The organism is Cellulomonas sp. SG140 (assembly GCF_025770785.1).
Taxonomy (GTDB): domain Bacteria; phylum Actinomycetota; class Actinomycetes; order Actinomycetales; family Cellulomonadaceae; genus Cellulomonas.
In genome coordinates this window covers 425,021-450,243 of record NZ_JANZLA010000001.1, presented here as the reverse complement: position 1 = coordinate 450,243, position 25,223 = coordinate 425,021, and the positions used below count along the sequence as shown (strand labels likewise).

Below are 25,223 nucleotides of genomic sequence, written 5' to 3'. Positions count from 1 at the left end.
CGTCCCCTCACCGTGCGCCGGCCGGGATGTGGCTGAGCATCTCCTGCTCCAGGCTCCTGACCAGGGACAGGAACACGTTCGGTGCGGCCTGCCCCAGCCCGCACTTGGACGCGATCTGCATCGTCCCGCCCAGGCTGACCAGGTCCGCCAGCTCCTGCCGCGTGCACTCGCCACGGCGCAGCCGGCGGATGCCCTCGAGGAGCTTCAGGCTGCCGACCCGGCAGGGGGTGCACTGGCCGCACGACTCGTTGACGAAGAACCACTGCAGGTTCTCGGCCACCTCGAGCAGGTCCCGCCAGGGGCCGAGGACGATGACGGCGCCGCCGGTGGACACGTCCTCGTAGCTGATGGCCCGGCCGAAGTCGCGGCGGGGGACGCAGGTGCCGGCCGCGCCGCCGACGATCACCGCCTTGGCGTCCGCACCACCGGCCGCCTCCAGCACGGTGGCGATCGGCACGCCGAGCGGGAACTCGTAGATGCCGGGGTGCTGCACGTCGCCGGACACGCTGAGCAGCTTGGGACCGGTGGAGCGGTCGGTGCCGATCGCCGCGAACCAGTCGGCGCCGCGCGCGAGGATCGCCGCCGTCCAGGCGAACGTCTCCACGTTGTTCACCACGGTCGGCGCCCCGTTGTACCCGCGCACCACGGGGAACGGTGGCCGGCTGCGCGCCTCGCCGCGACGGCCCTCGAGGCTCTCGATCAGCGCCGTCTCCTCGCCGCAGACGTACGCGCCTGCGCCGAGGAACACCCGAACGTCGAAGGAGAAGCCGGAGCCCAGCACGTCGTCGCCGAGCAGCCCGGCCTCCCGCCGGCGGGCGAGGCACGCCTCGAGGCCGTCGAGCAGGTAGACGTACTCCCCGCGCAGGTAGCAGATGCCCTCGTGCGCACCGATCGCGTAGGCGGCGATGGTCATGCCCTCGACGACGAGGTCCGGCAGCTCGTCCAGCAGCACGCGGTCCTTGAACGTGGACGGCTCGCCCTCGTCGGCGTTGCAGACGACGTAGCGGACCCCGTCCGGCGCCGGCGCACCGGCGGCGAGGGCCCACTTGCGCCCGGTGGGGAAGCCCGCACCGCCGCGACCCTTGATCCCCGAGTCCGTGACGGTCGCCACCACCCCCGGCGGGTCGAGCGCCAGGGCGGCTCGAAGGCCGGCGTCGGGCTCGATCGACGCCAGGGTCAGGGGGGTGCGGATGCTCACAGGTGCCACCGCCTCGCGCTCGGAGCGCCAGGCGCACCGCGCGGCTCCCTCGGCGCGCCTCACGCTGTGACGTCCTCAGTCCACCCCCCGTCGCGCGCGGTGCGCGTGGTCCGAACGTCCCTTGTGGTGCGGCGCAGCAGCGGCGTCCCGGCCGATCAGCACCACGGCAGGGCGGAGGCGTCGGATCCGGGCACTACCGTGTCCGCGTGACCCGCTCCGACGTGCGCATCGACCTCCACACGCACTCGTCGGCCTCGGACGGCACCGGCTCACCGTCGCAGGTGGTCCGCGACGCGCGCGCGGCGGGCCTCGACGTGGTGGCGCTGACGGACCACGACACGACGAGCGGCTGGGCCGAGGCGGCGCACGAGGCGGAGCGCGCGGGGGTCGCGCTGGTGCGGGGCACCGAGGTGTCGGCGCTCGCGGGGGGTGTCAGCGTGCACCTGCTCAGCTACCTGCAGGACCCCACGGCGCCGGTGCTCGCCGACGTGCTGGCCCGGACGCGGGACTCCCGGGAGCACCGGGCGGAGCGGATGGTGGCGCGGCTCGCGGCCGGCGGGGTGCCGGTGACCTGGGCCGACGTGCTGCTGCAGGCCAAGGACGCCGTGGCGGTCGGCCGGCCGCACATCGCGGACGCCCTGGTCGAGCTGGGCGTGGTGCCCGACCGGTCCGCCGCCTTCGTCGACCTGCTGTCCGCCCGGGGCCCGTACTACGTCGGGTACGCGGCGCCGACGGCCGTCGATGCGGTGCGGGCCGTCGTGGCCGCCGGCGGTGTGCCGGTGTTCGCCCACCCCGGCGCCGACGGCCGGGGCCGGGTGGTGGCGGACGACGTCATCGAGGAGCTCGCCGACGCGGGCCTGGTGGCGCTCGAGGTGGACCACCGGGACCACAGCCCGGCGCAGCGCGACCGCCTGCGGGCGCTGGCGGACGCGCTCGGTCTGCTGGTCACCGGGTCGAGCGACTACCACGGTGCCGGCAAGCCGAACGTGCTGGGGGAGAACCTCACCGACCCGGCGGTGCTGGCCGCGATCGAGGAGCGCGGGAGCATGCCGGTGGTCCGGCCGTGAGGGCGGTGCTGAACGTCCAGCTGCTGCTGTCGGCGTTCGTCACGCTGTTCGTGATCATGGACCCGCCCGGGACCGTGCCCATCTTCCTGGTGCTGACCGGCGCGATGAACCGCGCGCAGCGCGTGCGGGCGGCCCGGCAGGCGATCCTCGTCGCGTTCGGCGTGATCGTCGGCTTCGCGCTGTTCGGCCAGCAGCTGCTTACGTACCTGCACGTGTCGCTGCCGGCGCTGCAGGCCGCCGGGGGGCTGCTGCTCCTCGTGGTCGCGATGGAGCTGCTGACCGGGAAGATGGACGACGAGCCGGCGCCCGACGTGGCGCGCGGCAACATCGCCATGGTGCCGCTGGGCACCCCGCTGCTCGCCGGCCCCGGTGCGATCGTCGCGACGATGGTGTTCGCGCAGCAGGCGCGCACCGCCGGCGACTGGATCGCCATCGCGCTGGCCGTGGTCGGCGTGCACATCTGCCTCTACCTGGCGATGCGCTTCGCCAACGCGATCCACCGGGTGCTCGGCGACTCGGGGACCATGCTGGTCAGCCGGATCGCGGGGCTGCTGCTCGCGGCGATCGCGGCGCAGCTGCTCGCCGACGCCGTGCTGACGTTCGCCCGGCAGGTCTGACCGGACCACGGCGTCCGACCGGACGGCCGCGTCCCGCCGGAGCCGCGACGACGACGGGCCGCCGCCGCACGAGAAGGTGCGAGCGGCGGCCCGTTCGTCGTTCGGGACGCGGTCCGGCTCAGCCCTCGGAGCCGGCCTCCGCCGTGGCGCCCGCGGCGCCCTCGACGGGGCGGCCGCCACGCGTGCGCCGACGGTTGCGCGACCGACGCTTGCGCGTGCCGTCGGCGGACGTCGCGTCGCCGCTCACTGGGGCTGCGCCCTCAGCGGCAGGTGCGGCGTCCGACGTGCGGGCGCGGTCGTCGTCACCACGTCCCTGGGGCCGGCCCTCGGAGCGGCCCTCGGACCGGCCGCCGGAGCGCTGCCGGGTCCGTTCGCCGCGGCCACCCTCGCCACGGCCGCGGCCGCGAGGTCCGTCGTGCTTCGGCGCACCGCCGTGCTTACCGGTCTCACCCAGGTCCTCGAGCACCTCCGCCGCCAGGCCCTCGCGGGTCTGCTGCGACTTCGGCAGCCGCCCTGTGATCCCCTCCGGGATGTCCAGGTCCTCGCGCACGTGCGGCGAGGAGGAGTAGGTCTCCACCGGCTCGGGGATGCCGAGCTCGAGCGCCTTGTCGATCAGGCCCCAGCGCGGCACGTCGTCCCAGTCGACGAACGTGACGGCCGTGCCCTTGTGCCCCGCGCGGCCCGTGCGGCCGGTGCGGTGCAGGTAGATCTTCTCGTCCTCAGGGCACTGGTAGTTGACGACGTGCGTGACGTCCTCGACGTCGATGCCGCGAGCGGCGACGTCGGTGGCGACCAGCACGTCCACCTTGCCGTGCCGGAAGGCGCGCAGGGCCTGCTCACGGGCACCCTGGCCGAGGTCGCCGTGGATGGCGCCCGCGGCGAAGCCGCGCTCGTTCAGCTCGTCCGCCACCTTGGCGGCGGTCCGCTTGGTCCGCGCGAAGACGATGGTCAGGCCGCGGCCGCGGGCCTGCAGGATGCGGGCGAGCAGCTCCACCTTGTCCAGGGCGTGGGCGCGGTAGGCGACCTGGTGGATGTTCTTGACGGTCTTGGAGTCGTCGTCCGGGTCGCTGGCGCGGATGTGCGTCGGCTGGCTCATGTAGCGGCGGGCCATCGCGACCACGGCGCCCGGCATGGTGGCCGAGAACAGCATGGTGTGGCGCGTCGCCGGGGTGGCGGACAGCAACCGCTCGACGTCCGGCAGGAAGCCGAGGTCCAGCATCTCGTCGGCCTCGTCGAGGACCACGGTGCGCGCGTGGGACAGGATCAGGCTGCGCTGGTTGAGCAGGTCGATCATGCGGCCGGGCGTGCCGACGACGACCTCGGCACCGCGGGCGAGCGCCTCGACCTGCGGCTCGTAGGCGCGGCCGCCGTACACCTGGACGATGCGCACCTTGCGGGTCGCGGCCGCCATGGCCAGGTCGCCCGCCACCTGCACGGCGAGCTCGCGGGTGGGGACGACGACGAGCGCCTGCGGCTTGCCGGGGGCGGACAGCTCGGCGTAGCCGTCCTCGTCGGGCGCGATCACGTGCTCGAGGAGCGGGATGCCGAAGCCGAGGGTCTTGCCCGTGCCGGTCTTGGCCTGGCCGATGATGTCGTGCTTCGCCAGGGCGACCGGCAGGGTCATCGCCTGGATGGGGAACGGGTGCGTGATGCCGTGCGACGCGAGCGCGGCGACGGTCTCGGGGCGGATGTCGAAGTCGGCGAACGAGGCGTCGACGGCCTGCACGGAGGCGGCGGCCCGGGAGTACGCCCCGACGGGGGTCGCCACGGCGTCCGCGGCGGTGAGCATGGTGTCAGCCAGCGGCTGGTCGGTGGTGGTCACGTGGACCCTTCACTGCGAGGGTGGCGGCGGGCGGCGGCCGGGCGGCCACGGCGTCTCGCCTGGCACCCCGGACGCGGCGGCGGCGCCACGCGGGTTGGCCGGCAGCCGATCGTGAATTCCGCCTCGCGCACGACGTCCGGTCCGTGCGGACCGGGGCCGGGGAGGTGGGCCACCTCGCAGGGGTGGACCCGAGATGCAAGACGACCGGGCAACCGATGTACGGGCGCGAGTCTACCGGACCCCGGTGGCGCCGCCTGGTGCGCCGGGCGTTACCCTCCAAGGATGACCGCCGACGCAGCCGTCCCCGCCCCGCAGACGTCCGCCGCGCAGCAGGCCGCCGACGCCGGGACGGGCGCCCCCGACGGGACGGAGGCCGCCGATGCGGTGGAGCTGCTGGGTCTCGTCGCCCAGGTGGCGCACACCGAGTTCGTCCGCCTCGCCGCGGATTCCCAGGCGGCACCCTCGATCGAGCAGCGCCTGGCGCTGAGCCGGTGCGCCGCCGAGTGCGTGCAGGGCCGTGACCGCGTGCTCGGCCGCATCGCGGAGCTCGGTGCCGACCCGGTGGCGGCCATGGCCCGGCACGAGCACGTGCTGGACGACTTCGACGCCCGGACCGCGCCGGGGTCGTGGTGGGAGCGCCTGCTGACCGCGTACGTCGGCTACGGCGTCGCGGACGACTTCTGCCGGCTCGCCGCCGAGGGGCTGGACGAGCGTTCGCGCACCCTCGTGCTCGAGGTGCTCGGAGCCGGTTCGCCCGCCGAGCTGGCGGCCGCGGAGCTGGACGCCGCGTCCGCGCAGGACACCGTCCTGGCGGCTCGGCTGGCGCTGTGGGGGCGGCGGCTGGTCGGCGAGTCGCTCAGCGTGGTGCAGCGGCTGCTGGCGCAGCGGCCCGCGCTGGAGCGGCTGCTGCACGCGGCGCGCAGCGGGCACGGGACCGAGTCCGCAGGGGCGGAGCCGACGACGACGAACGCACGGCCCCGAGCCGGCGAGAGCGCCGCGGTGCTCGGCGAGCTGACGGCCGAGCACACCCGGAGGATGAACCGGCTGCGCCTCACCGCCTGAGCGGGTCGGCGCAGCCGTCGTGCGCTGACGTCAGATGGTCCCGAAGCCGACCCGCGGCCGGGACTCCGCGCCGATCTCGACGTAGCCGAGGGTCGCGGTCGGCACGATGACCCGTCGTCCCTTGCTGTCCACCAGCTCCAGAGCCGCCTTGCCGGCGAGCGCGGCGGCCACGGCGGCGGCGACCTCGTCCGACGTCTGGTCGGACTCGAGCGTGATCTCCCGGGGCAGGTTCTGCACGCCGATCGTGATGTCCACCGTTCCTCCTCCTGTCCGGTGCGGGAGCCCACCGTCGTCGTCCCCGTCGTCCCTGTCGCGGGGTGGGACGGGGCGGGGTGGCCTCCCAGGGCGCTGACGCGCCACCACCGGTCGATCCTAGGTGGTGGCGGGTGGGTGACCCGGGTCGGCGGCCCCGGCGGGCTCGGCACCGGGGGTCGCCGCATCCGTCGTCCCTACCCTGGTCGGCGCCGTGCTCCCGGCGGACCGCGCGACGTCCGTGATCAGGCCGCCCACGCCGCCCCAGGCCAGCCGCGAGACGAGGTCCGTGGTGGCTTCCGCCGTCAGGGTGCCAGCATGGCGCAGGCGGTGCACCGCCGCGCCCTGCGCCATCGTCACCAGGGCGACGGACACGGTCGCGGCCTCCGCGGGACCGAGACCGGCGGCCTGCTGCAGAGCCTCGGCGATGCGGGTGCCGGTGGAGACGGAGGCCCGTTCGACCCGGGCCCGGACGCCGGGGTCGCGGGTGACGTCGGACTCGAAGAGCAGGCTGGACGCCTCGCCCGCGACCTCGACGAAGGAGATGTACGCCCGCACGATGGCGGCGACGACGTCGCGACCGTCCGTCGCCTGCCCCTGCTGCACCGGTTCCAGGGCGCGGTCCATGGTGGTCAGCAGGTCCTCGCCGCACGCGTCCACCACCGCCAGGTAGAGGTCGAGCTTGGACGGGAAGTGCCGGTACAGCACGGGCTTGCTGACCAGCGCGCGGTCGGCGATGTCGTCCATCGACACGTGGTGGTAGCCCTCGCTGGCGAACAGCTGCTGCGCGATGGTCAGCAGCTGGTCGCGACGCTGGTCGCGGCGCATCCGCGGACCCGCGGCGCGGCCCGCCGGCGGTGCCGGCACGGAGGCGGCCGAGTCCCCGTCGACGGGCGGGACGGCGCTCATCCGGTGATGGTAGCCAGCGCGCGGCCGGGCGACCCGGTGGCCGCCGGGTGAGCGTGCCCGCAAGAGGGTGCTCGGCGCCTGTCAGCGCCGCCGAGCGACGGGTCGGCTGCGGCGGTGGTGCGTCGGCATGTCGGTGGGACGTGGTGGGATCTGGCCGTGCCCGACAGCCCGTCCGCCCCTCCCGTGCTCCGCGCACCGGCGGGCGTCGGTAGGTCGGGCGCCCGTGGGACGACGGGCACGGCGGCCGGCCGATCGAGCACGTCCGTCGCGGGTCCGGTGCTGGCGCGGCCGACGCTGGCCGACGTCCCGCAGGACGGACCCGGCAGGCCGGTCGCCCTCGACGACGCCCAGCGTGCTGCGGTCGAGGCGGTGGCGGGCGGCGAGCGCGCCCTGCTCGTGCTCGGCGCGCCGGGTACCGGGAAGACGACCGTCGCGCTGGAGGCGGTGGTCGAGACGGCTCGGCGCGGCGCCCGGGCCGACGACGTGCTGGTGCTGGCCGCGAGCCGCCGGCTCGCGGGTGACCTGCGGGACCGGCTCGCGGCCCGCTGGCCGCACACCGCGGGACGTCCGCTGGTGCAGACGCCGGCCGCGGTGGCGTTCGCGGTGCTGCGCGCACGCGCCGTCGCGCTCGGCGAGCCGCCGCCCGCGCTGGTGTCGGGGGCCGAGCAGGACTTGGTCCTCGCCGAGCTCCTTGCCGGCCACGCCGAGGGCGACGGGGCCGAGGTCGGGTGGCCGGCCGACGTCCCCGTCGAGGCGCTCGGCCGGCGGGCGTTCCGTGACGAGCTGCGCGACCTGCTGATGCGTGCCGCGGAGCGCGGGCTCGCGCCCGACGAGCTCGCGCTGCTCGGCAGGCGCCACGGACGGCCGGAGTGGTGCGCCGCGGCGCGGGTCTACGAGGAGTACCTCGCGGTGATGGCGCTGCGGACGTCGACACCGGACGTCGGTGCCCGGCTCGACCCCGCCGTGGTGGTCGACGAGGCGGTGCACGCGCTCGAGACCTGGGTGGAGGAGGTGCCTCGCGTGCCACGGCCGCGGTGGGGCCTCGTCGTCGTCGACGACCACCAGGAGTCGACCGCGGCCACCGCACGGCTGCTGCGCGTGCTGGCGGAGGACGGTGCCCGGCTGCTGCTGCTCGCCGACCCCGACGCCGCGGTGCAGACGTTCCGGGGGGCCGACCCGGCGCTGGTGTCCCGGGCGGCGGTCGCCGGTGACGGTCCGGGCGAGCTGGGTGCGCGCGTGCTGGCGCTGACGACGGCATGGCGGCAGGGCGGTGCCCTTCGGGAGGTGACGGCTCGGGTCGCCGAGCGGGTCGGCACGGTCGGCACCGCGCAGCACCGACGCGCGACCACCCCGCCGGCGGCACCGGTCGGCTCGGTGCGGGTGGCGGTGCTGCCGAGCGAGGCGCAGGAGGCGGCGCTGGTGGCCCATGCGCTGCGCAGTGCGCGGCTCGAGGAGGGGCTCGGCTGGGACCGGATGGCGGTGGTCGCGCGGTCCGGGGACGGTGTCACGCGGCTGCGTCGGGCGCTGGCCGCCGCCGGGGTCCCGGTCAGCGTGCTCGGGTCGCAGGTGGCGCTGCGCGACGAGCCCGCGGTCCGTCCCCTGCTCGACGCGATGGGGGTCGCCTGCAGCGTGACGGCGCTCGACGCGCCGCTGGCCGCTCGCCTGCTGTGCTCGCCGTTGATCGGCCTCGATGCCGTGGGCCTGCGACGGGTCCGACGCGCCCTGCGTGCCGTCGAGCTGGCCGGCGGTGGCGGCCGCAGCAGCGACGCGCTGCTGGTCGAGGCCGCGGCGGAGCAGACCATGACCGCGGGGCTGCCGCCGACGGCCGCCGGCCCGTTGCGGCGGCTGGGCTCCGTGCTGGCCGCGGGGCGCGATGCGGCACTGCGGGACGGCGCGGACGCGCAGGGGGTGCTGTGGGCGGTGTGGGACGCCGCGCACGTCGCCGAGGCGTGGCGGCGTGCGGCCCTGTCGGGTGGCGCCTCGGGACAGCGGGCGGACCGGGACCTCGACGCCGTGCTGGCCCTGTTCCGCGCGGCCGAGACGTTCGTCGACCGCAACCCGCAGGCGCCGCCGGGGGCGTTCGTCACGTGGCTGGAAGGGCAGGACCTGCCCGTCGACTCGCTGGCCGCACGCGCCCGGCACCAGGCGGTCAGCGTGCTGACCCCCGCCGGCGCGGCCGGCCGCGAGTGGGACGTGGTGGCCGTCACGGGCGTGCAGGAGGGCGTGTGGCCCGACCTGCGGCTGCGGGACAGCATGCTCGGCGCGGCGGCGCTGGTGGACCTGCTCGACGGGCGTGCGGGGCCGTCGGACGGTCGTGGCGACCCCGTGCAGGCACGTGCGGCGGTGCTGGCCGACGAGCTGCGCTCGTTCACGGTCGCGTGCTCGCGCGCGCGCCGACGGCTGCTGGTGACGGCCGTCGCGGACACGGACCAGCAGCCCTCGCCCTTCCTCGACCTGGTCCAGCCGCCCGAGTCGGAGGACGGCGCCGAGCGCCGCACCACCGCACCGGCGCCGTTGGACCTGCGCGGGCTGGTGGCCTCGCTGCGGGCGTCGCTCGTGGCCTCGGTCGCGCACGGGCGGCCGGACCGGGCCGCCGCACGCACGCTCGCACGTCTGGCGGCCGCCGGGGTCGAGGGCGCCGACCCGGCGGAGTGGTCGGGGCTCGCGCAGCCGTCGTCCGACGCGCCGCTGTGGGATGAGGGCACCCGCGTCCCGGTCTCGCCGTCGCGCATCGAGGCGGCGCAACGCTGCACGCTGCGCTGGGCGCTGGAGGCGGCGGGCGGCACACCCGCCGACTCGGGCCAGCAGACGCTCGGCACGCTGGTGCACGCCATCGCTCAGGAGCTGCCCCGCGGGACCAGGACCGAGCTGCGGGAGACGCTCGACCGCCGGTGGTCCGAGCTGGGGCTCGGCGACGGCTGGCCGGCACGCGCGGCGCGACGGCGGGCCGAGCAGATGGTGGACCGGTTGGCCGACTACGTGCAGACCGCGGGGGAGCCGCTGCTGGTCGAGGCGGAGTTCACCCTGGCCACCGAGCGGGCCCTGGTGCGGGGTTCGGCCGACCGGGTGGAGCGAGCGGCCGACGGTGCGGTGCGGGTGATCGACCTCAAGACGGGTCGTACGCCGCCGCCGCAGTCTGAGGCGGAGACGAACCCCCAGCTGGGCGCCTACCAGCTGGCGGTGGAGAGCGGCGCGTTCGAGGAGCTGGCCCCCGGCACGTCCAGCGCCGACGCCCGGCTGGTGTACCTGGGCAGCGGCAAGAAGGCGGCCCAGCGGGTGCAGCCGCCGATCGGCCCGGAGACGGACGGCCCGAGCTGGGCTCGGACGATGATCGACGAGGTGGCCGGTGCGATGGCCGCCGCGCGGTTCCCCGCGACGCACAACGCGATGTGCGACCGGTGCCCGGTGCGCCGCTCGTGCCCGCTGCGCGACGAGGGCCAGCAGGTGGTGGCCGGATGAGCGTGCTGTCCGCGGTGCGGATCGCCGCGCTGCTCGACAAGGAACCGCCGACGGCGGAGCAGCAGCGGGTGATCGAGTCGCCGTTGCGCCCGGCGCTGGTCGTGGCCGGGGCGGGCTCCGGCAAGACGGAGACGATGGCGGCGCGCGTCGTCTGGCTGCTGGCCAACGGCCTGGTAGCGCCCGAGCAGGTCCTCGGGCTCACCTTCACCCGGAAGGCGGCCGGTGAGCTGGAGGACCGCGTCCGTCGGCGGCTGCGGGCGCTGGTGCGCAGCGCCCGGTCGGCTCGGCTCGAGCTGCCCGGTGCGGAGCTGCTCGGCCTGCACGACCCCGACGACCCCCTCGGTGCCCTCAGCCGGCCGACGGTCTCGACCTACCACGCCTACGCCGCGGGGCTGGTCGGCGAGCACGCCCTTCGTCTCGGTCTCGAGCCCGGGGCGCGGCTGCTGGGTGAGGCAGCCCAGTGGCAGCTGGCGGCCGACGTCGTCGAGTCGTGGTCGGGCGACCTCGACACGGACAAGGCGACGTCCACCGTGGTGGACGCGGTGCTCGAGCTGTCGGGGGCGCTCGACGAGCACCTGGTGACGGTGGCGGACGCCCGGCGCGGGATCGAGCGGATCGTCGACGGGCTGACGTCGACACCTGCCGGGGATCCGCCGCGGCCGCTGAAGCAGGAGCTCCGCACCCTGATCGGCTCGCTGCAGGAGCGGCTGCGGCTGCTCGACGTGGTGGCCGCCTACCGGGACCGCAAGCGCGCCGGAGACGTCATCGACTTCGGTGACCAGGTCGCGCTGGCCGCCAGGCTGGCGGCCGAGGTGCCCGCCGTCGCGAGCACCGAGCGGGACCGGTACCGCGTGGTGCTGCTCGACGAGTACCAGGACACGTCCCACGCGCAGCTGGAGCTGCTGCGAGCGCTGTTCGGCGACGGTCACCCCGTGACGGCGGTCGGGGACCCGCACCAGTCCATCTACGGCTGGCGGGGGGCCAGCGCCGGCGGCCTGGAACGGTTCCCCACCTCGTTCCCGGTGGTGGACGACGGCGTCCGGCGGCCGGCCGACGTGCACCAGCTCTCCACGTCGTGGCGCAACGACCGGGCGATCCTCGACGCGGCGAACCTCGTGGCCCGTCCGCTGCGGGCTGCCGCCGCCGCTCGCGTGCACCCCGTGGAGGTCCCGGTGCTCGGCGCCCGGCCCGGCGCGGGGCCCGGTCACGTCTCCGCGTTGATGTGCGCCACGGTGGAGGAGGAGGCGTCGGCGGTCGCACGGTTCGTCGCCGAGCGGTGGCGTCCGGCGAGCCAGGACGGCCGCCGCGTCACCGCCGCCGTCCTGTGCCGCAAGCGCTCGCAGTTCGAGGCCCTGGCACCCGCCCTGCGAGCGGCAGGGCTGCCCGTCGAGGTGGTCGGTCTCGGGGGGCTGCTCTCCACACCGGAGGTGGTCGACCTGGTCGCGGCGCTGCAGGCGGCCCACGACCCGTCGCGCGGGGACGCCCTGATGCGGCTGCTCACCGGGGCCCGTACCCGGCTCGGCGCTGCGGACCTGCACGCGCTCGCGGCCTGGGCGCGTGAGCTCGCCGCCCGCGGTCCGGGCAGGTCGCGGTCGGCCGACGACGGCTCCCGCGAGCGGGACGTGGTGGACGAGCGCAGCATCGTCGACGCTCTCGACGACCTCCCCGCACCGGGATGGCGCAGCCACGACGGGCGCGCGCTGACCGAGGTCGGCCGGACGCGGCTGATGGGCCTCGCCGCCGTGCTGCGTGAGGTCCGCCGGCACACCTACCTGCCGCTGCCGGAGCTGGTGGCGGAGACGGAACGCCTGCTCGGCCTCGACATCGAGGTGGCGTCCCGACCGGGCGTCGGCCCGGCCCGTGCCCGGCTGCACCTCGACTCCTTCGCCCGCGTGGCCGGCGAGTTCGCCCGCTCCGCCGAGCTGCCCACCCTCGGAGGTTTCCTCGCCTGGCTCGAGGCGGCCGACGCACGGGAGGACGGTCTCGAGCTGCCGGTGAGCGAGCCGGACCCGGACGCCGTCCAGCTGATCACCGTGCACGCCGCCAAGGGGCTCGAGTGGGACGTCGTCGCCGTCCCGGGCCTGGTGGACGGCGTGCTTCCCGTGCTGGCAAGCGGGGCCGACGGCCCGACGAGCTCGGGCTGGCTGACGGGGCTCGGCACGCTGCCGTACCCGCTGCGAGGTGACCGCGACGACCTGCCCGCGTTCCGCTACGCCGGTGCCACGAGCCCGCAGGACCTGGACCGGCGGCGTCTGGAGTTCCGGCTGGACGCAGGTCGGCACGAGCTGGCCGAGGAGCGGCGGCTGGCCTACGTCGCGCTGACCCGTGCGCGGACGGACCTGCTGCTGACGGGTGCTTGGTGGGGCACCGCGACCCGGCCCCGGGCCGTCTCCCCGTTCCTCGCCGAGCTGCTCGAGGCGGGGGCGGTCTCGGAGGCCGGCTGGGAGGCGCCGCCCGAGGCGGGCGCGGCCAACCCGCGTGACGACGTGGTGGCGACCACGCAGTGGCCGGCGGACCCGTTCGGGGACGACGGTCGGCGACGGGTGGTGCTGGAGGAGGCGGCGGACGCCGTGCGCGCCGCCGCCTCCGGCGCCGCGGCCGCCGGCCCGCCCGACGGTGCCGGCACCGCATGGGACCTGCTCGCCGACCGGCTGCTCGCCGAGCGGTCCGCCGCTCGGGAGCCGGACGGACCCGTGGAGCTGCCGTCGCACCTGTCCGCGTCGGCGCTCGTGCGCCTCGACGCCGACGCGACGGGCTTCGCGGCCGAGCTGCGCCGCCCGGTACCGTCGGCCCCCGCCCCGCAGGCCCGCCGCGGCACCGCCTTCCACGCCTGGGTCGAGGGCTGGTTCGGGTCTGCTTCGCTCGTGGACCTCGACGCCCTGCCCGGTGCCGACGACGACTCGGTGGCGGTCGATGCCGACCTCGTGGCGCTGCGTGCGGCGTTCCTGCGCTCGCCGTGGGCGTACCGGACGCCGCTGGCGGTCGAGGTGGACGTGCAGATGTCGGTGGACGGCTACGTACTGCGCAGCCGCATCGACGCGGTGTTCCCGGACCCCGACGCACCCGGCGACCCGCACGCCGTGGTGGTGGTCGACTGGAAGACGGGAGCGCCACCGACCGACCCGGCCGAGCGGGCGCACCGCGAGCTGCAGCTGGCGGTGTACCGGCTCGCGTGGTCGCGCTGGACGGGAACGCCGCTGGAGTCGGTGCGTGCGGCCTTCTGCTACGTGGGCGCGGAGCAGACGGTGTGGCCGGAGCGGCTGATGGAGGAGGAGGAGATCGCTGCGATGCTCCGTGGTGTCACCGTGTGACGGGCCGGGTCACCGTCTGACGAGCCGGTCGGCCCTAGACCGCCTCGGCGGCCGACTCCTGCTCCTCCTGCACGCGGAGGTGCTCCTCGAGGTCCAGGAGCATCGCCACTGCATCGGCCACCACCTCGTCGTCGTGCGAGCGCACGCCCACCAGCAGCCACCGCGCCAGCGCCAGCTCGCCGGCCAGCAGCGCGCGCTCGGCGAGGTTCGGGTCGATCAGCTCGGTGCGCCGCAGCTGGTAGGCCTCGAGGATCGAGTCCACCGCGTCCTGCGGAGCGGCGACCAGCAGCCACGCGAGGTCGTCGGCCGGGTCGGCCACCATCGCCTCGCCCCAGTCGAGGACCCCGCTGACGTCGTCGTCGGCCACCAGGACGTGCTCGCTGGTCAGGTCGCCGTGCACCACCGTGGGCCGGAACCGCCACAGCGACACGTCCTCGAGCTTCGCCTCCCACCGGCGCAGCAGGCTCGCGGGGACCTTGCCCGTACGTGCCGCCTCGTCGACCTCCGCCTGCCGTCGCTCCCGGTACGCCCCGGCCTCGTAGACGGGCATCCCGGCGTCCTCGACGACCGAGGTCGGCAGCTCGTGCAAGGCGCCGATCGCCCGGCCCAGCGACGCGGCGAGGCCGGGACCGGGCCGCAGCGACTCCAGGCGCAGCGGACGGCCCTTGACCAGCGGGTGCACGCAGGCGCGGCCACCCTCGGGCAGGTGCGCGAACCCCTCCGGGCGCGGCACGTCGAACGGCAGCGCACCCGCGTCGACCTGAGCGCCGAGGCGCTCGAGCAGCGCCACCTCGGCCTCGAGGGCCGCCCCGGACGCGGCGCCGACGGGGCAGCGCACCACCCAGCGGCGCGCGGCGGAGTCGATCACCATCGCCACGTCGAACTCGGAACCACCGTTCAGCGGTCGGCGCACGTCGACCGCGTCGAGGCCGGGGACCGCGACGGTCGCGAGGGCTGCGAGGGCGAGGGGCGAGCGAGGCACGTGGTCAGAGTAGGTCGGGTTCGTGGCGGTCCCGGGCGCCTGACGCGGCGTGTCCGGCGTCGGCGGCACGCGAGGCCGTGCCACCCGACGGCGGGCCGGCAGACGAGGGCCCGCCGTCGGGGCGCGGACCGATCGCCGCGTACGGTCGGCGCATGATCTCCGACGACCTGCCCCTCTCGCGCGCCTCGGTCGACCGCACCGCCGTCGCCCGTGCCGACGAGGAGCTGATCAGGCGAGCCCGGGCGGACGGCAGCACCCGGGTGCTCCTGGTCCGGGACGGCTCGGTGGTGATGCGGTCGCCGGCGGGAGACGCGGACCCACTGGTCGGTGAGGGGTGGGGTCGCCGGGCAGGCGGCATGGTGCGCCTGGCGTTCCTGGACCCCCGCACGGCGGAGGCGGTGGCCCGAGCGGCCGATGCCGCACCGCGCGGCACCCAGCCGGCCGACGCGCAGACGGGGGTCCGGAGGCCGGCGGGCGGGGGGCCGGAAGATGCGGAGCCGGCGGACGCCGAGCCCGGCGACGGCGGCTGGCTGTTCCTCGGCCGGGACGACGACGGGGACCTGCTGGCCCGTCGCGTCCGACCGGAGCACAGCGCCCCCCGGTCCGGAGCGCCCTCCGACGTGCTGGTGCACCGGCCCCGCCGGGACAGCGGTGCGGCCGCCGACGCCGCGATCGCGGCGAGCACCGGCCTGACGAACGGCACCTCCTCGTCGCCGTCCCCGTCCTCGGGCTCGACGTCGTCGACGGTCCCGTCGTCCGCCGCCGGCACCGAACCCGCCGCCTCGTCCGACGTCGAGGCCGAGCCCGTCCCCGAACCCCTCCCGGGCCTGCGCTGGGTCGCGCTGCGCGCGATCGGTGCGGAGCTGTCCGACGCCGACGCCGGCCTGGCGACCACCGCCGTCGCGCTCGACGCATGGCACGCCCGTCACCCGCGCTGCCCGCGCTGCGGGGCGCCGACGACGAGCACCGCGGCCGGCTGGACCCGCCGGTGCACAGTCGACGGCTCGGAGCACTACCCGCGCACGGATCCCGCCGTGATCATGGCGGTGGTGGACGAGTCGGACCGGCTGCTGCTCGGCCACGCCGCCGCCTGGGCGCCGCACCGGTTCTCCACGCTCGCGGGCTTCGTCGAGGCGGGCGAGTCGGTCGAGCACGCGGTCCGTCGCGAGGTCGCGGAGGAGACGACCGTCCTGGTGGGCGACGTGGAGTACGCCGGCAGCCAGCCGTGGCCGTTCCCCGCGTCGCTGATGCTGGGCTTCCGCGCCCACGCCCTCAGCACCGACGTCGTGGTCGACGGGGTCGAGCTGACGGAGGCCCGCTGGTTCAGCCGCGACGAGCTCGCCGCCGCCGTCGCCACCGGTGACCTGGTGCTGCCCAGCCCGGCGTCGATCGCGCACGCCCTGATCGAGGACTGGTACGGCGCCCCGGTGCCGACCTCGGACTGAGCGCAGCCCCGGCGGTCAGACGCCGAGCCGCTCCCGCACCTGGGCGAGCGACGGGTTGGTGGCGGCGGTGCCGTCCGGGAAGACGACGGTCGGCACCGTCCGGTTGCCCTCGTTGACGGACTCGACGAAGGCTGCGGCGTCGGGCACCTGCTCGACGTCCACCTCGGAGTAGTCGATGCCGGCGGCGTCGAGCTGGCTCTTGAGCCGGCGGCAGTACCCGCACCACGTGGTGGTGTACATGGTCAGCGGCTGCTGCGGGAGCTCGGACGTCCGGGTGTCGCTCATGGGTCCTCTGGGTCCTCGTCGGTTCGTCGTGCTGCGTCTCGTGCTGCGTCGTGGTCCGTGCAGCCGCCGGTCGCGGTCGTTCTGCTGCGGTCGCTCTGCCGGCCGTGGGGCGCAACGTCGCACCGCGGTGCCGTGTTCCCGCCGTCCACCGGTCGGCCGCCACCGTGTCGGTGCCGGCTGGGAGGATGTGCCCGATGTCCGCCGACGACCTGCTGGCCGCGCTCGACCCCGAGCAGCGTGCCGTCGCCACCGCCCTGACGGGGCCGGTGTGCGTGCTGGCGGGCGCCGGCACGGGCAAGACCAGGGCGATCACGCACCGCATCGCCTACGGCGTGCGCACGGGGCAGTACCGTCCGGCGGGCGTGCTGGCCGTGACGTTCACCGCGCGCGCCGCGGGGGAGATGCGGCTGCGGCTGCGCGCCCTCGGCGCGGGCGGCGTGCAGGCGCGCACGTTCCACTCGGCCGCGCTGCGGCAGCTCGGCTTCTTCTGGCCGCGCGTGGTGGGCGGTGCCCCGCCCCGGCTGCTCGAGCAGAAGGCGCCCGTGGTGGCGGAGGCGGCCCGGCGGGCGGAGCTCGAGGGTGTCGACCGGCTCGCGATCCGTGACCTCGCCGCGGAGATCGAGTGGGCGAAGGTCAGCCTGGTCCCGTCCGACGACTACGTCGCGGCGGCGCGCGCGGCCGGGCGGCCAGCCCCCGGCGGGGTCGACCAGCAGGACGTGCCCCGCCTGATGTCCGCCTACGAGGACGCCAAGGAGGCCCGCGGCGTCATCGACTTCGAGGACGTGCTGCTGCTCACCGCGGCGATGCTGGCCCAGCGCGGCGAGGTCGCCGAGCAGGTGCGCGCGCAGTACCGGCACTTCGTGGTCGACGAGTACCAGGACGTCAGCCCGCTGCAGCAGTACCTGCTGGACCAGTGGCTCGGGGGTCGGCACGACGTGTGCGTGGTCGGCGACCCGAGCCAGACGATCTACTCCTTCGCCGGCGCGAGCCCCCGGCACCTGCTGGAGTTCGCCCAGGCGCACCCGGGAGCCACCCGGATCGACCTGGTCCGGGACTACCGCTCCACCCCACAGGTGGTGCGGCTCGCCAACGCCGTCCTGGCCACCGCTCCGAAGCGACCCGGTCACGCCCCGCTGCACCTGGTCGCGCAGCGTCCCGACGGTCCCGCCGTGCAGTGGACGACCTACGCGGACGACGAGGCGGAGGCCGCCGGCGTCGCGCAACGGGTGGCCCGCCTGGTCGCGGCGGGTACGCCGGCGTCCCGCATGGCGGTCCTGTTCCGGACCAACGTGCAGTCGGAGGCGTTCGAGGACGCGCTGTCCCGGCTGGGCATCGGCTACCAGCTGCGCGGCGGCGACCGGTTCTTCTCGCGGCAGGACGTGCGCCAGGCGGTGCTGCTGCTGCGCGGCGCCGCTCGGTCGGCTGAGGCTGACGTCCCGATGCCGCAGCTGGTGCGCGACGTGCTGCTCTCCGCCGGGTGGGCGCCGGCACCCCCGGCCGAGCGCGGTCAGGTCCGCGAGCGGTGGGACGCGATGCAGGCGCTCGTCGGGCTGGCGGACGAGGTGGCTGCCGCAGCCGAGGGCAGACCGGCCACGCTGGCCGACCTGGTGGCCGAGCTCGACGAGCGCGCGGCGGCCCAGCAGGCACCGACCACCGACGGCGTGACACTCGCGTCCCTGCACGCGGCGAAGGGCCTGGAGTGGGACGTCGTGTTCCTGGTCGGGCTCAGCGAGGGGCTGCTGCCGATCTCCCTGGCCGAGACCGACGCGGCTCGCGAGGAGGAGCGCCGGCTGCTGTACGTCGGGGTGACCCGCGCCCGGGACCGCCTCGAGCTGTCCTGGGCCAAGGCCCGCACCCCGGGTTCGCGCGCGACCCGCAGCCGCTCGCAGTTTCTCGACGCGCTCTGGCCGGCCGGCGGCGAGAGCGGGGCCGCGGACGGCAGGGCGTCCGACGAGGACCCGGCGGCGGCCCGCACCCTCGCACGGCTCGAGCGGTGGCGTGCCGGGCGGGCGGCGGCGGACGGCAAGGAGCCGTCGAAGGTGCTGACCGACCGTGTCCTGGCGGAGCTGGCCCGGCACCGCCCGGCCGACCCGGAGGCGCTGACCCGCATCCCTGGCTTCGGTCAGAACCAGCTGGTGCGCTACGGCCGGGACGTCCTCGCCGTGATCGCGGACGCTCTGGCCGACGGTACGGCCGCCGACCCCTCGGCGGCCCTCTCGAGAACGTCTGGCACGAAGCCCGGAAAAAGGGTTGTGACGTCCACGAAGGCCCGCCTAAGGTGAACGGGTCCTTGTCGGAGGGCGCGACCGTGCAGGTCGCAGCCCGGATCGTGGGAGGAGGTGGCCACTAATGAAGCTGATGCGAATCGCATCCGAGCGTTGCGAGCAGCTGCGCGTGCGCATCCCCGCGGCCACGTCCCGCACGTTCCAGGGGCGCACTGTGCCCGCCGGCCTCTCGACGTACGTCGGCGTCGTCCGTGGCGCCACCACCGATCCCCGTCCCGGGACTCGCATGACCTGATCCGACCGTGAGGTCGGCACAGGCCGCGGAGTCCGGAACTCGGACCCGCGGCCTTTCTCGTCTCTCCGGACGTCCGGTGAGCGCACGGCGCAGGTCCGCACCGTCGCAGCACAACGCTCACCAGCAAGGACGTAGGAGGACATCGTGCGGCTCACCACGCTGCTCGACACCGTGAACAACGGGGGTTCCGGCCCGTGGCCGCCCGGCGCAACCGCGCCCGACACCCTCGACCAGCTCGTCGCCGAGCTGATCCCCTGCCGCTCGAACGACCCGGAGCTGTGGTTCGCCGAGCGGACGGCAGAGGTGGAGCGCGCCAAGGCGCTCTGCCGGACCTGCCCCCTGCTGGACGGCTGCCTCGCCGGTGCGATCGAACGTGCCGAGCCGTGGGGCGTCTGGGGCGGCGAGGTCTTCGTCGCCGGCCAGGTCGTCGCCGTCAAGCGCGGGCGCGGCCGTCCGCGCAAGGAGGCGAAGCCGGCGGCCTGACCCTGCTCCGCGCATCGGCCTCGCGTCCCTGTCTCGCGGACGGGACGGCTGGGCGCGCAGGGGGCGCTCAGCCGGCGACGGCAGCAGAGCCGTGGGAGGTGCACCCGCAGTCCGGGTGCACCTCCCACGTGCGTGTCCGGGGCAGGACGTCCGGGAGGCCGACCTCGACCGTCGTTCCGGTCCGCAGCCGGGTGCGTGTCGGGGGGTCGTCGACCGCCCGGAGCACGGCGGCGGCGGCGAGCCCGGCGCAGACGGCGGCCATCGCACCGACCTCGGCGGCGGGCGGTGCACCGACGAGCTGGGCGACGAGCCGGGGCCAGCAGGGGTCCGCGTCGGCACGGTGCAGGTCCAGGCAGCGCAGGCACGGTCCGGTACCGGGCACGACGAGGGGACCGACGACGGCGTCCGCCTCCCGCACCAGCACGGGCAGGTGCACCGTGCCCGTCCCGAGCAGCAGCTCGGTGCGGGCGGGATCCGCGGCGCCGTGCTCGACGACCACCACCACGTCCGGCTCGGCCGAGGAGTCGGTGCGGACGTCCGGCGCGATGTCCCGCAGCACCCGGGCCGCGGCCTGTTCCCGCACCGACCCGACGTCGGACCAGCGGTAGCCGCACACGCCGACGTCCACCGAGCGGACCGGGCTCGCGTCGTCGACCAGGACGGTCCCCACGCCGGCGGCCGCCAGCGTCCCCGCCGTCGCCAGACCGATCGGGCCCAGCCCCACGACGCCGACGACGGCGGCGCGCCTCGCGTCGACCACCCGGGCGCCGTCCCCGTCCGGTCGCAGCAGCCCGCACACCGTCGCATCGGCTACAGCGGGGCCGACGACGGCGGGCGAGCGGCGGTCCGGCGCCGCCAGGCCGGCGTCGCGCAGCAGCGTCGCGAGCCGGCCGAGCCGGGCTCCGGTGTCCGCGGCCAGCTGGTCGGAGTCGGCACCGGCGCCGAGCGCCAGCACCGCAGCGGTCTCCCGCTCGGTCAACCCGTCGAGGCGGACCGCCCACCGCGGGTCGGTGCCGACCTGGACCTCGCCGTCCGTGCGGGTCAGCACGCGCAGCCCGGGCCGCAGCCTCATGGTCCCTCCTCGTCCGCCGTCGGGCGGCCACTGTGCCAGTCGCGGTCGGCACCGGGCGGCGGGCCGTCCACAGGGGCCGAGGGCCGTCCGCGGGGTGGGGGACCACGCACAGTCGGAACGACGAGGGGCCGGGGACGACGAAGGGCACCGTCACCCGCTGGCGACGGTGCCCTTCGGTCGGGACGTGAGGGTCAGGCCTTGCCCAGGATCCGGTTCAGCTTGGTGCCGCAGACCGGGCAGATGGCCTTGGCCATCTTGCGACCGGACTCGGAGACGACGACGTCGCCCTCCGCCTGCCGCTTCTCCTTGCACTTCACGCAGTAGAACTCACCCGCGTACGTCTCGGCCATTCAGGTCCCTCCTCGGTGTGGTTCGCCCGACCGGAGCATGCCGGCCGGCGACAGGGTCGGCGCCGTGCCGGCGCGCCCGCGCTCACAGTAGTGGCCAGGCGCTCCGTGCGTGCGGAGCCTGCGCGGCCGCCTGTCGCACCGTGGATCTGCCGTGGTGTCACCGTGCCGCGCTACGGTGCGGCCTGTGCCGCCCGCGCACGACCCGTCGGTCGAGGTCCGCCGCTCGCGCCGCCGTGCCCGGACGGTGACGGCCTGGCGGGAGGACGGACGCACCATCGTCGCCATCCCGGCCCGGTTCACCCGGGCGCAGGAGGCCGAGTGGGTGGGCCGCATGGTGGCGCGCCTGGCGGCGCAGGAGAAGCGTCGTCGGCCGTCCGACGACGAGCTGCTGTCCCGGGCGGCGGACCTGTCGGCGCGGTACCTCGGCGGCCGTGCGGTGCCGTCGTCGGTCCGGTGGTCGACCCAGCAGGGGCGCCGCTGGGGGTCGTGCACGCCGACGGACGGCACGATCCGCATCTCGGACCGCATCCGCGGCATGCCGCGCTGGGTGACCGACTACGTGCTGCTGCACGAGCTGACGCACCTGCTGCACCCGGGTCACGGCCCGGAGTTCTGGGCCGAGCTGGAGCGCTACCCGCACACCGAGCGGGCGCGCGGCTTCCTCGAGGGGTACGCGCACGCGGTGGACCGGGAGGGGGTGCGGCCGGCGGCCGTGCCCTCGCCGTCGGGTCCGTGGTCGGACGCACCGGACGACGGGCCGGACGGGGTGGACGACGACGTCGAGGAGGACGGTCGACCCGCCTGAGCCGCCGGCCGGATCGGCTCAGGCCCGGTCGTCGTCCTGCGGCGGCTCCTCGCCCAGGATCTCGGCGAGCGCCCGGTCCAGCTCGGCGCCCTCGTCGATCGCGGCCCGCCGCCGGGCGGCGTAGCCGGAGGGGTCGTCCAGGTCGGCGGTGGCGGGCATCAGGTCGGGGTGCTGCCAGACGGCGTCCCGCCCCGACTGGCCACGCTCGGCGTCGATGGCGGCCCACAGGGTTGCGGCGTCGCGCAGCCGTCGGGGGCGCAGCTCGAGGCCGACGAGGCTGGCGAACGTCTGCTCGGCCGGTCCGCCGGAGGCCCGACGGCGACGCAGCATCTCCCGCAGCGGCACCGCGTGCGGCAGGTGGGGGAGCGCCGCCTGGGCGGTCACCTCGTCGACCCACCCCTCGACCAGCGCCAGCGAGGTCTCGAGGCGCTCGAGAGCCGCAGCCTGCTCGGGCGTGTTCTGCGGCACGAATATGCCGCCGGTCAGCGCCTCCTGCAGCGCCTGCGGGTCGGTCGGGTCCACCGAACGGACCGCCTCACCGAGCTCGTCGGCGTCGATGGCGATGCCCCGCGCATAGGCCTCCACCAGGCCGAACAGGTGCGCGCGCAGCCAGGGGACGTGCGTGAACAGGCGCGTCGCCGCCGCCTCGCGCAGCGCCAGGAACAGGCGCACCTCGTCCGCCGGCACCTCGAGGCCCTCACCGAACTCCGCCACGTTGTGCGGCACCAGCACGGGCACCGGCTGCTGGAGCAGGGGCAGGCCGATGTCGGTGGCGCCGAACACCTCGCGGGACAGGGTGCCGGAGGCCTGACCGACCTGGAGGCCGAACACGGCCGAGCCGAGGCGGCGCAGCAGCTGGCTCATGTCGACCGGCCCGCCGGTGCCGTCGCCCAGCAGGCCGCTCAGCGCCCCCGGGTGCAGCCCGCCGAACGCCCCGCCCGGTCCGCCGGGCGCCCCGAGCTCCTCGGCGAAGCCCTCGGGCAGCGACGAGCCCAGCGCCTGCACCAGCGCGGTGGACAGGGAGGACGCGACGGGTTCGGTCAGGGTGCGCCACGTCGGCAGCGTCGCCTCGACCCACTCGGCGCGGCTCCACGCGCGGCCCGTCGCCCCGGTGGGCGGCAGGTCGGTGGCGGCGTCGAGCCACAGCTCGGCCACCGAGAACGCCTGGGCCACCTGGTCGGTCTCGGCGCGGCTGACGGACGGGTCGCCGCCCAGGGAGGCCTGCTGCCGGGCGAGCTCGTGGGCCATCGACCAGTTGACCGGCTCGTCACCGGACTCGGCGAACATCCGCTGCACCTGGCTGAACACCTGCTGCAGGGCGGCGGGGTCCTGCGGCAGGCCGGATCCCGAGGCCATCGCGGCGGGGTCGATGCCTGCCGCGCGCAGCTGGGCGATCGCCTCGTCGGCGGCCGGGCCCAGCATCGAGCGGAGCACCTGCTCCCAGTCGGGCTGCTCACCCGGCACGGCCGGGTCCGGCGTCTGCAGGCTCATGGGTCCTCCTGGACGGTCGGCGGCCGACGCGTCGCACGCACCTGGGTCCGCCTGTCGCGGTCGGTGCGGCTGCCGTCGTGGGGGTCGCGGCTCCACGGTAACCGTCGCCGTCGCGGCCGAACGAGGGCCGGCACCCCGCGGAGCAGCGGGTTCGCTCACGGCGCAGCGCCGGGTCACCGGCGGGCGTCCCGTGCTCGGCCGGTGGCCCTCGTCCGAACGCGGGTCCCAGACGCGTGCGCGATGATCGGCGGGTGTTCGCCAGCCCCGAGCCCCGACCCGACGAGATCGCGCCGGCGTCCGACGAGGGTGCGGCGGCGGCCGTCGAGCCGCGCCGACCCGTCGAGCCGCGCTCCGTGCTGCTGTCCGGCGGCATGCTGCTGACGGCCGTGCTGATCGCGGTCGCGGTGGTGATCCCGGTCCCCTACGCCGTGACCAGCCCGGGACCGACGCGCGACGTGCTGGGGTCCCAGAACGGCACGCCCCTGATCCGGATCTCCGGTGCCCCGACGTACCCGTCCACCGGGCAGCTGCGCCTGACCACCGTGTCCGGCACCGGCGGGCCGGGGTACCCGTCGTCCCTGGCCGGTGTGCTGCGCGGCTGGTTCGACCCGACGTCCGTCGTCGACCCGGCCGAGGCGGTGGTCCCCAAGGGGCAGACGCAGCAGCAGATCGACGCGGCGAACTCCCAGGAGATGACCAGCTCCCAGGAGAACGCGACCGTCGCCGCGCTCACGCAGCTCGGCTACACCGTGCCGGCGACGCTGACCGTCGCCGGCACGCAGGACGGCACCGACGCCGCGACCAAGCTGCACAAGGGGGACGTGCTGGAGCAGCTGGACGGCACGACTCTGGCCGACTACCAGACGCTGGTGCGCAAGCTGGAGGCCGTGACGCCCGGCAGCACGGTCACGCTGACCGTGCGGCGCGACGGTGCCGACGTGCAGGTGCCGATCGTGACGTCGAAGCGCCCCGACGGCCGCGCGCTGATCGGCGTGATGATCGACCCGACGTTCACGTTCCCCGTCAAGGTGGACATCAGCATCGACGGGATCGGCGGGCCGAGCGCGGGGACGATGTTCGCCCTCGGCATCGTCGACAAGCTCACGCCGGCCGACGAGGCGAACGGCGCCAAGATCGCCGGCACGGGGACGATGGACGTCACCGGGGAGGTCGGGCCGATCGGTGGCATCCGGCAGAAGCTGGTGGGCGCCCGGCGCGACGGTGCCGACTGGTTCCTGGCCCCGGCGTCGAACTGCGACGAGGTGGTGGGCCACGTCCCCGTCGGCCTGCACGTGGTCAAGGTGGCGACGCTGTCCGACGCGGTGGCGGCGATGACCGCGATCGGCAAGGGTGCGGGCGGTTCGCTGCCCACCTGCACCCGCTGACCGGCGCCCGCTGGACGGTCAGTCGAGCGTCGAGCGCAGCGCCGCGACCAGGCCGGGCACCACGTCGGGACCGCCGCCCACCTGGTCGTCCGAGTCGTGCGCGCGGGTGCGCACGGCGCACCACGCGGCACCGTCGCGCAGCACGCCGACGGCGATCCGGACGTCCTGCCGGTCCGGGTGGCTCATCAGGTAGGCGACCGCCGCGTCCGGGTCGGCCGGCATCTGCGCCTCGGCGGCCGGCGGGAGCACCACGCGCTCCACGGTGAGCGCCGCACCGTCCACCGTCGACGGCCACGACAGCTGGCCCAGCAGCTGCTCGACGTCCGCCGCGGCCGGCAGGCCCTCCTGCTCGACGGACGTCAGGTGCCAGGGGTTGGTGCGGGCGGCGGCGAGCACGTCCGGCTCGAGCTGGTCGGCGAGCGTCGGCTCGGCGGCGAGCGCCTGCTGGGTGCGCACCAGGGCGAACACCCGGACGGGCGCGTCCCACCCCGCGCGCGCGACGTGCAGCTCGATCTCCCGGACCGCGGAGCTCAGCGCGGTGCGGGCCGCGACGGAGCCTGCGCCGCTCGTCGTGGCGTCGTCGTCTGCTACCGGTGCGCCGGGTGCGGGTGCCGCGCTCGCGGCCGGTGCGTCGTCGGGCGCGTCGCCCGCTGCCTGGTGTGCGTCCGCCATGGCCTCATCGTCGCATCGGTGTGGGAACCTGGGCCC

At 75.9% G+C, this 25,223-nt stretch carries 21 protein-coding genes; 11 read left to right on the top strand and 10 right to left on the bottom strand.

Annotated elements, in window-relative coordinates; genetic code table 11:
- Positions 1 to 7: 7 nt before the first annotated feature.
- Positions 8 to 1,261, bottom strand: coding sequence for an NADH-quinone oxidoreductase subunit F (locus tag N0B34_RS02075; RefSeq protein WP_263729550.1), 1,254 nt, complete (start codon positions 1,259 to 1,261; stop codon positions 8 to 10).
- A 158-nt stretch (positions 1,262 to 1,419) separates the two neighbouring features.
- On the opposite strand from N0B34_RS02075, the gene N0B34_RS02070 reads away from it, so the two are divergent.
- The gene (locus N0B34_RS02070) at positions 1,420 to 2,265 is read left to right on the top strand and encodes a PHP domain-containing protein (protein ID WP_263729881.1); all 846 of its coding nucleotides are present in this window, start codon (positions 1,420 to 1,422) and stop codon (positions 2,263 to 2,265) included.
- Positions 2,262 to 2,882, top strand: coding sequence for a MarC family protein (locus N0B34_RS02065; protein ID WP_263729549.1), 621 nt, complete (start codon positions 2,262 to 2,264; stop codon positions 2,880 to 2,882). Before N0B34_RS02070 ends, N0B34_RS02065 begins: the two co-directional genes overlap by 4 nt.
- Positions 2,883 to 3,000: 118 nt before the next feature.
- On the opposite strand, the gene N0B34_RS02060 is transcribed toward N0B34_RS02065, so the two are convergent.
- Complete coding sequence (locus tag N0B34_RS02060; protein WP_263729880.1) at positions 3,001 to 4,671, bottom strand: DEAD/DEAH box helicase; 1,671 nt, start codon at positions 4,669 to 4,671, stop codon at positions 3,001 to 3,003.
- Between the two features lie 315 nt (positions 4,672 to 4,986).
- On the opposite strand from N0B34_RS02060, the gene N0B34_RS02055 reads away from it, so the two are divergent.
- Complete coding sequence (locus N0B34_RS02055) at positions 4,987 to 5,766, top strand: ferritin-like domain-containing protein (RefSeq protein ID WP_263729548.1); 780 nt, start codon at positions 4,987 to 4,989, stop codon at positions 5,764 to 5,766.
- A gap of 30 nt (positions 5,767 to 5,796) precedes the next feature.
- Here the strand turns inward: N0B34_RS02055 and N0B34_RS02050 are convergent, their stop codons facing one another.
- Both N0B34_RS02050 and N0B34_RS02045 read right to left on the bottom strand, forming a co-directional pair.
- Positions 5,797 to 6,021, bottom strand: coding sequence for a DUF3107 domain-containing protein (locus tag N0B34_RS02050; RefSeq protein ID WP_263729547.1), 225 nt, complete (start codon positions 6,019 to 6,021; stop codon positions 5,797 to 5,799).
- Between the two features lie 117 nt (positions 6,022 to 6,138).
- The gene (locus tag N0B34_RS02045; RefSeq protein ID WP_263729546.1) at positions 6,139 to 6,927 is read right to left on the bottom strand and encodes a TetR/AcrR family transcriptional regulator; all 789 of its coding nucleotides are present in this window, start codon (positions 6,925 to 6,927) and stop codon (positions 6,139 to 6,141) included.
- Between the two features lie 156 nt (positions 6,928 to 7,083).
- Between N0B34_RS02045 and N0B34_RS02040 the strand changes: the two genes are divergently transcribed.
- Positions 7,084 to 10,386, top strand: coding sequence for an ATP-dependent DNA helicase (locus N0B34_RS02040; protein ID WP_318529954.1), 3,303 nt, complete (start codon positions 7,084 to 7,086; stop codon positions 10,384 to 10,386).
- On the top strand, positions 10,383 to 13,697 hold the full coding sequence (locus N0B34_RS02035; RefSeq protein WP_263729545.1) for an ATP-dependent DNA helicase: 3,315 nt from the start codon (positions 10,383 to 10,385) through the stop codon (positions 13,695 to 13,697). The genes N0B34_RS02040 and N0B34_RS02035 overlap by 4 nt, the downstream gene beginning before the upstream one ends.
- 34 nt (positions 13,698 to 13,731) lie before the next feature.
- Here N0B34_RS02035 and N0B34_RS02030 read toward each other — a convergent pair whose 3' ends face one another.
- The gene (locus N0B34_RS02030) at positions 13,732 to 14,679 is read right to left on the bottom strand and encodes a phosphotransferase (RefSeq protein WP_263729544.1); all 948 of its coding nucleotides are present in this window, start codon (positions 14,677 to 14,679) and stop codon (positions 13,732 to 13,734) included.
- Positions 14,680 to 14,831: 152 nt separating this feature from the next.
- On the opposite strand from N0B34_RS02030, the gene nudC reads away from it, so the two are divergent.
- Positions 14,832 to 16,124 carry an NAD(+) diphosphatase gene (gene nudC, locus N0B34_RS18030; RefSeq protein ID WP_318529953.1) on the top strand — a complete coding sequence of 431 codons (1,293 nt, stop codon included), beginning with the start codon at positions 14,832 to 14,834 and terminating at the stop codon, positions 16,122 to 16,124.
- 15 nt (positions 16,125 to 16,139) lie between these two features.
- Here the strand turns inward: nudC and N0B34_RS02020 are convergent, their stop codons facing one another.
- A complete protein-coding gene (locus N0B34_RS02020; RefSeq protein WP_263729543.1) occupies positions 16,140 to 16,409 on the bottom strand; it encodes a mycoredoxin in 270 nt (89 codons plus the stop codon).
- Positions 16,410 to 16,603: 194 nt separating this feature from the next.
- Between N0B34_RS02020 and N0B34_RS02015 the strand changes: the two genes are divergently transcribed.
- The 3 genes from N0B34_RS02015 to N0B34_RS02005 all read left to right on the top strand — a co-directional run bounded on the left by N0B34_RS02015 (position 16,604) and on the right by N0B34_RS02005 (position 19,412).
- On the top strand, positions 16,604 to 18,691 hold the full coding sequence (locus tag N0B34_RS02015; RefSeq protein WP_263729542.1) for an ATP-dependent helicase: 2,088 nt from the start codon (positions 16,604 to 16,606) through the stop codon (positions 18,689 to 18,691).
- A gap of 76 nt (positions 18,692 to 18,767) precedes the next feature.
- A complete protein-coding gene (locus tag N0B34_RS02010; protein ID WP_263729541.1) occupies positions 18,768 to 18,929 on the top strand; it encodes a hypothetical protein in 162 nt (53 codons plus the stop codon).
- A gap of 144 nt (positions 18,930 to 19,073) precedes the next feature.
- Positions 19,074 to 19,412 carry a WhiB family transcriptional regulator gene (locus N0B34_RS02005; protein WP_291757739.1) on the top strand — a complete coding sequence of 113 codons (339 nt, stop codon included), beginning with the start codon at positions 19,074 to 19,076 and terminating at the stop codon, positions 19,410 to 19,412.
- A gap of 67 nt (positions 19,413 to 19,479) precedes the next feature.
- Here N0B34_RS02005 and N0B34_RS02000 read toward each other — a convergent pair whose 3' ends face one another.
- Positions 19,480 to 20,484 carry a ThiF family adenylyltransferase gene (locus N0B34_RS02000; protein WP_263729540.1) on the bottom strand — a complete coding sequence of 335 codons (1,005 nt, stop codon included), beginning with the start codon at positions 20,482 to 20,484 and terminating at the stop codon, positions 19,480 to 19,482.
- 191 nt (positions 20,485 to 20,675) lie between these two features.
- Positions 20,676 to 20,834, bottom strand: coding sequence for a DUF5679 domain-containing protein (locus N0B34_RS01995; protein ID WP_263729539.1), 159 nt, complete (start codon positions 20,832 to 20,834; stop codon positions 20,676 to 20,678).
- A gap of 184 nt (positions 20,835 to 21,018) precedes the next feature.
- Between N0B34_RS01995 and N0B34_RS01990 the strand changes: the two genes are divergently transcribed.
- Positions 21,019 to 21,639 (top strand): M48 family metallopeptidase, encoded by a 621-nt coding sequence (locus N0B34_RS01990; protein ID WP_263729538.1) that lies wholly within the window; start codon positions 21,019 to 21,021, stop codon positions 21,637 to 21,639.
- Between the two features lie 18 nt (positions 21,640 to 21,657).
- Here the strand turns inward: N0B34_RS01990 and N0B34_RS01985 are convergent, their stop codons facing one another.
- A complete protein-coding gene (locus N0B34_RS01985; RefSeq protein ID WP_263729537.1) occupies positions 21,658 to 23,130 on the bottom strand; it encodes a zinc-dependent metalloprotease in 1,473 nt (490 codons plus the stop codon).
- A 251-nt stretch (positions 23,131 to 23,381) separates the two neighbouring features.
- Between N0B34_RS01985 and N0B34_RS01980 the strand changes: the two genes are divergently transcribed.
- Positions 23,382 to 24,515 (top strand): PDZ domain-containing protein, encoded by a 1,134-nt coding sequence (locus tag N0B34_RS01980; RefSeq protein WP_263729535.1) that lies wholly within the window; start codon positions 23,382 to 23,384, stop codon positions 24,513 to 24,515.
- 18 nt (positions 24,516 to 24,533) lie between these two features.
- On the opposite strand, the gene N0B34_RS01975 is transcribed toward N0B34_RS01980, so the two are convergent.
- Positions 24,534 to 25,187, bottom strand: coding sequence for a PPA1309 family protein (locus tag N0B34_RS01975; RefSeq protein WP_263729534.1), 654 nt, complete (start codon positions 25,185 to 25,187; stop codon positions 24,534 to 24,536).
- Positions 25,188 to 25,223 lie beyond the last annotated feature (36 nt).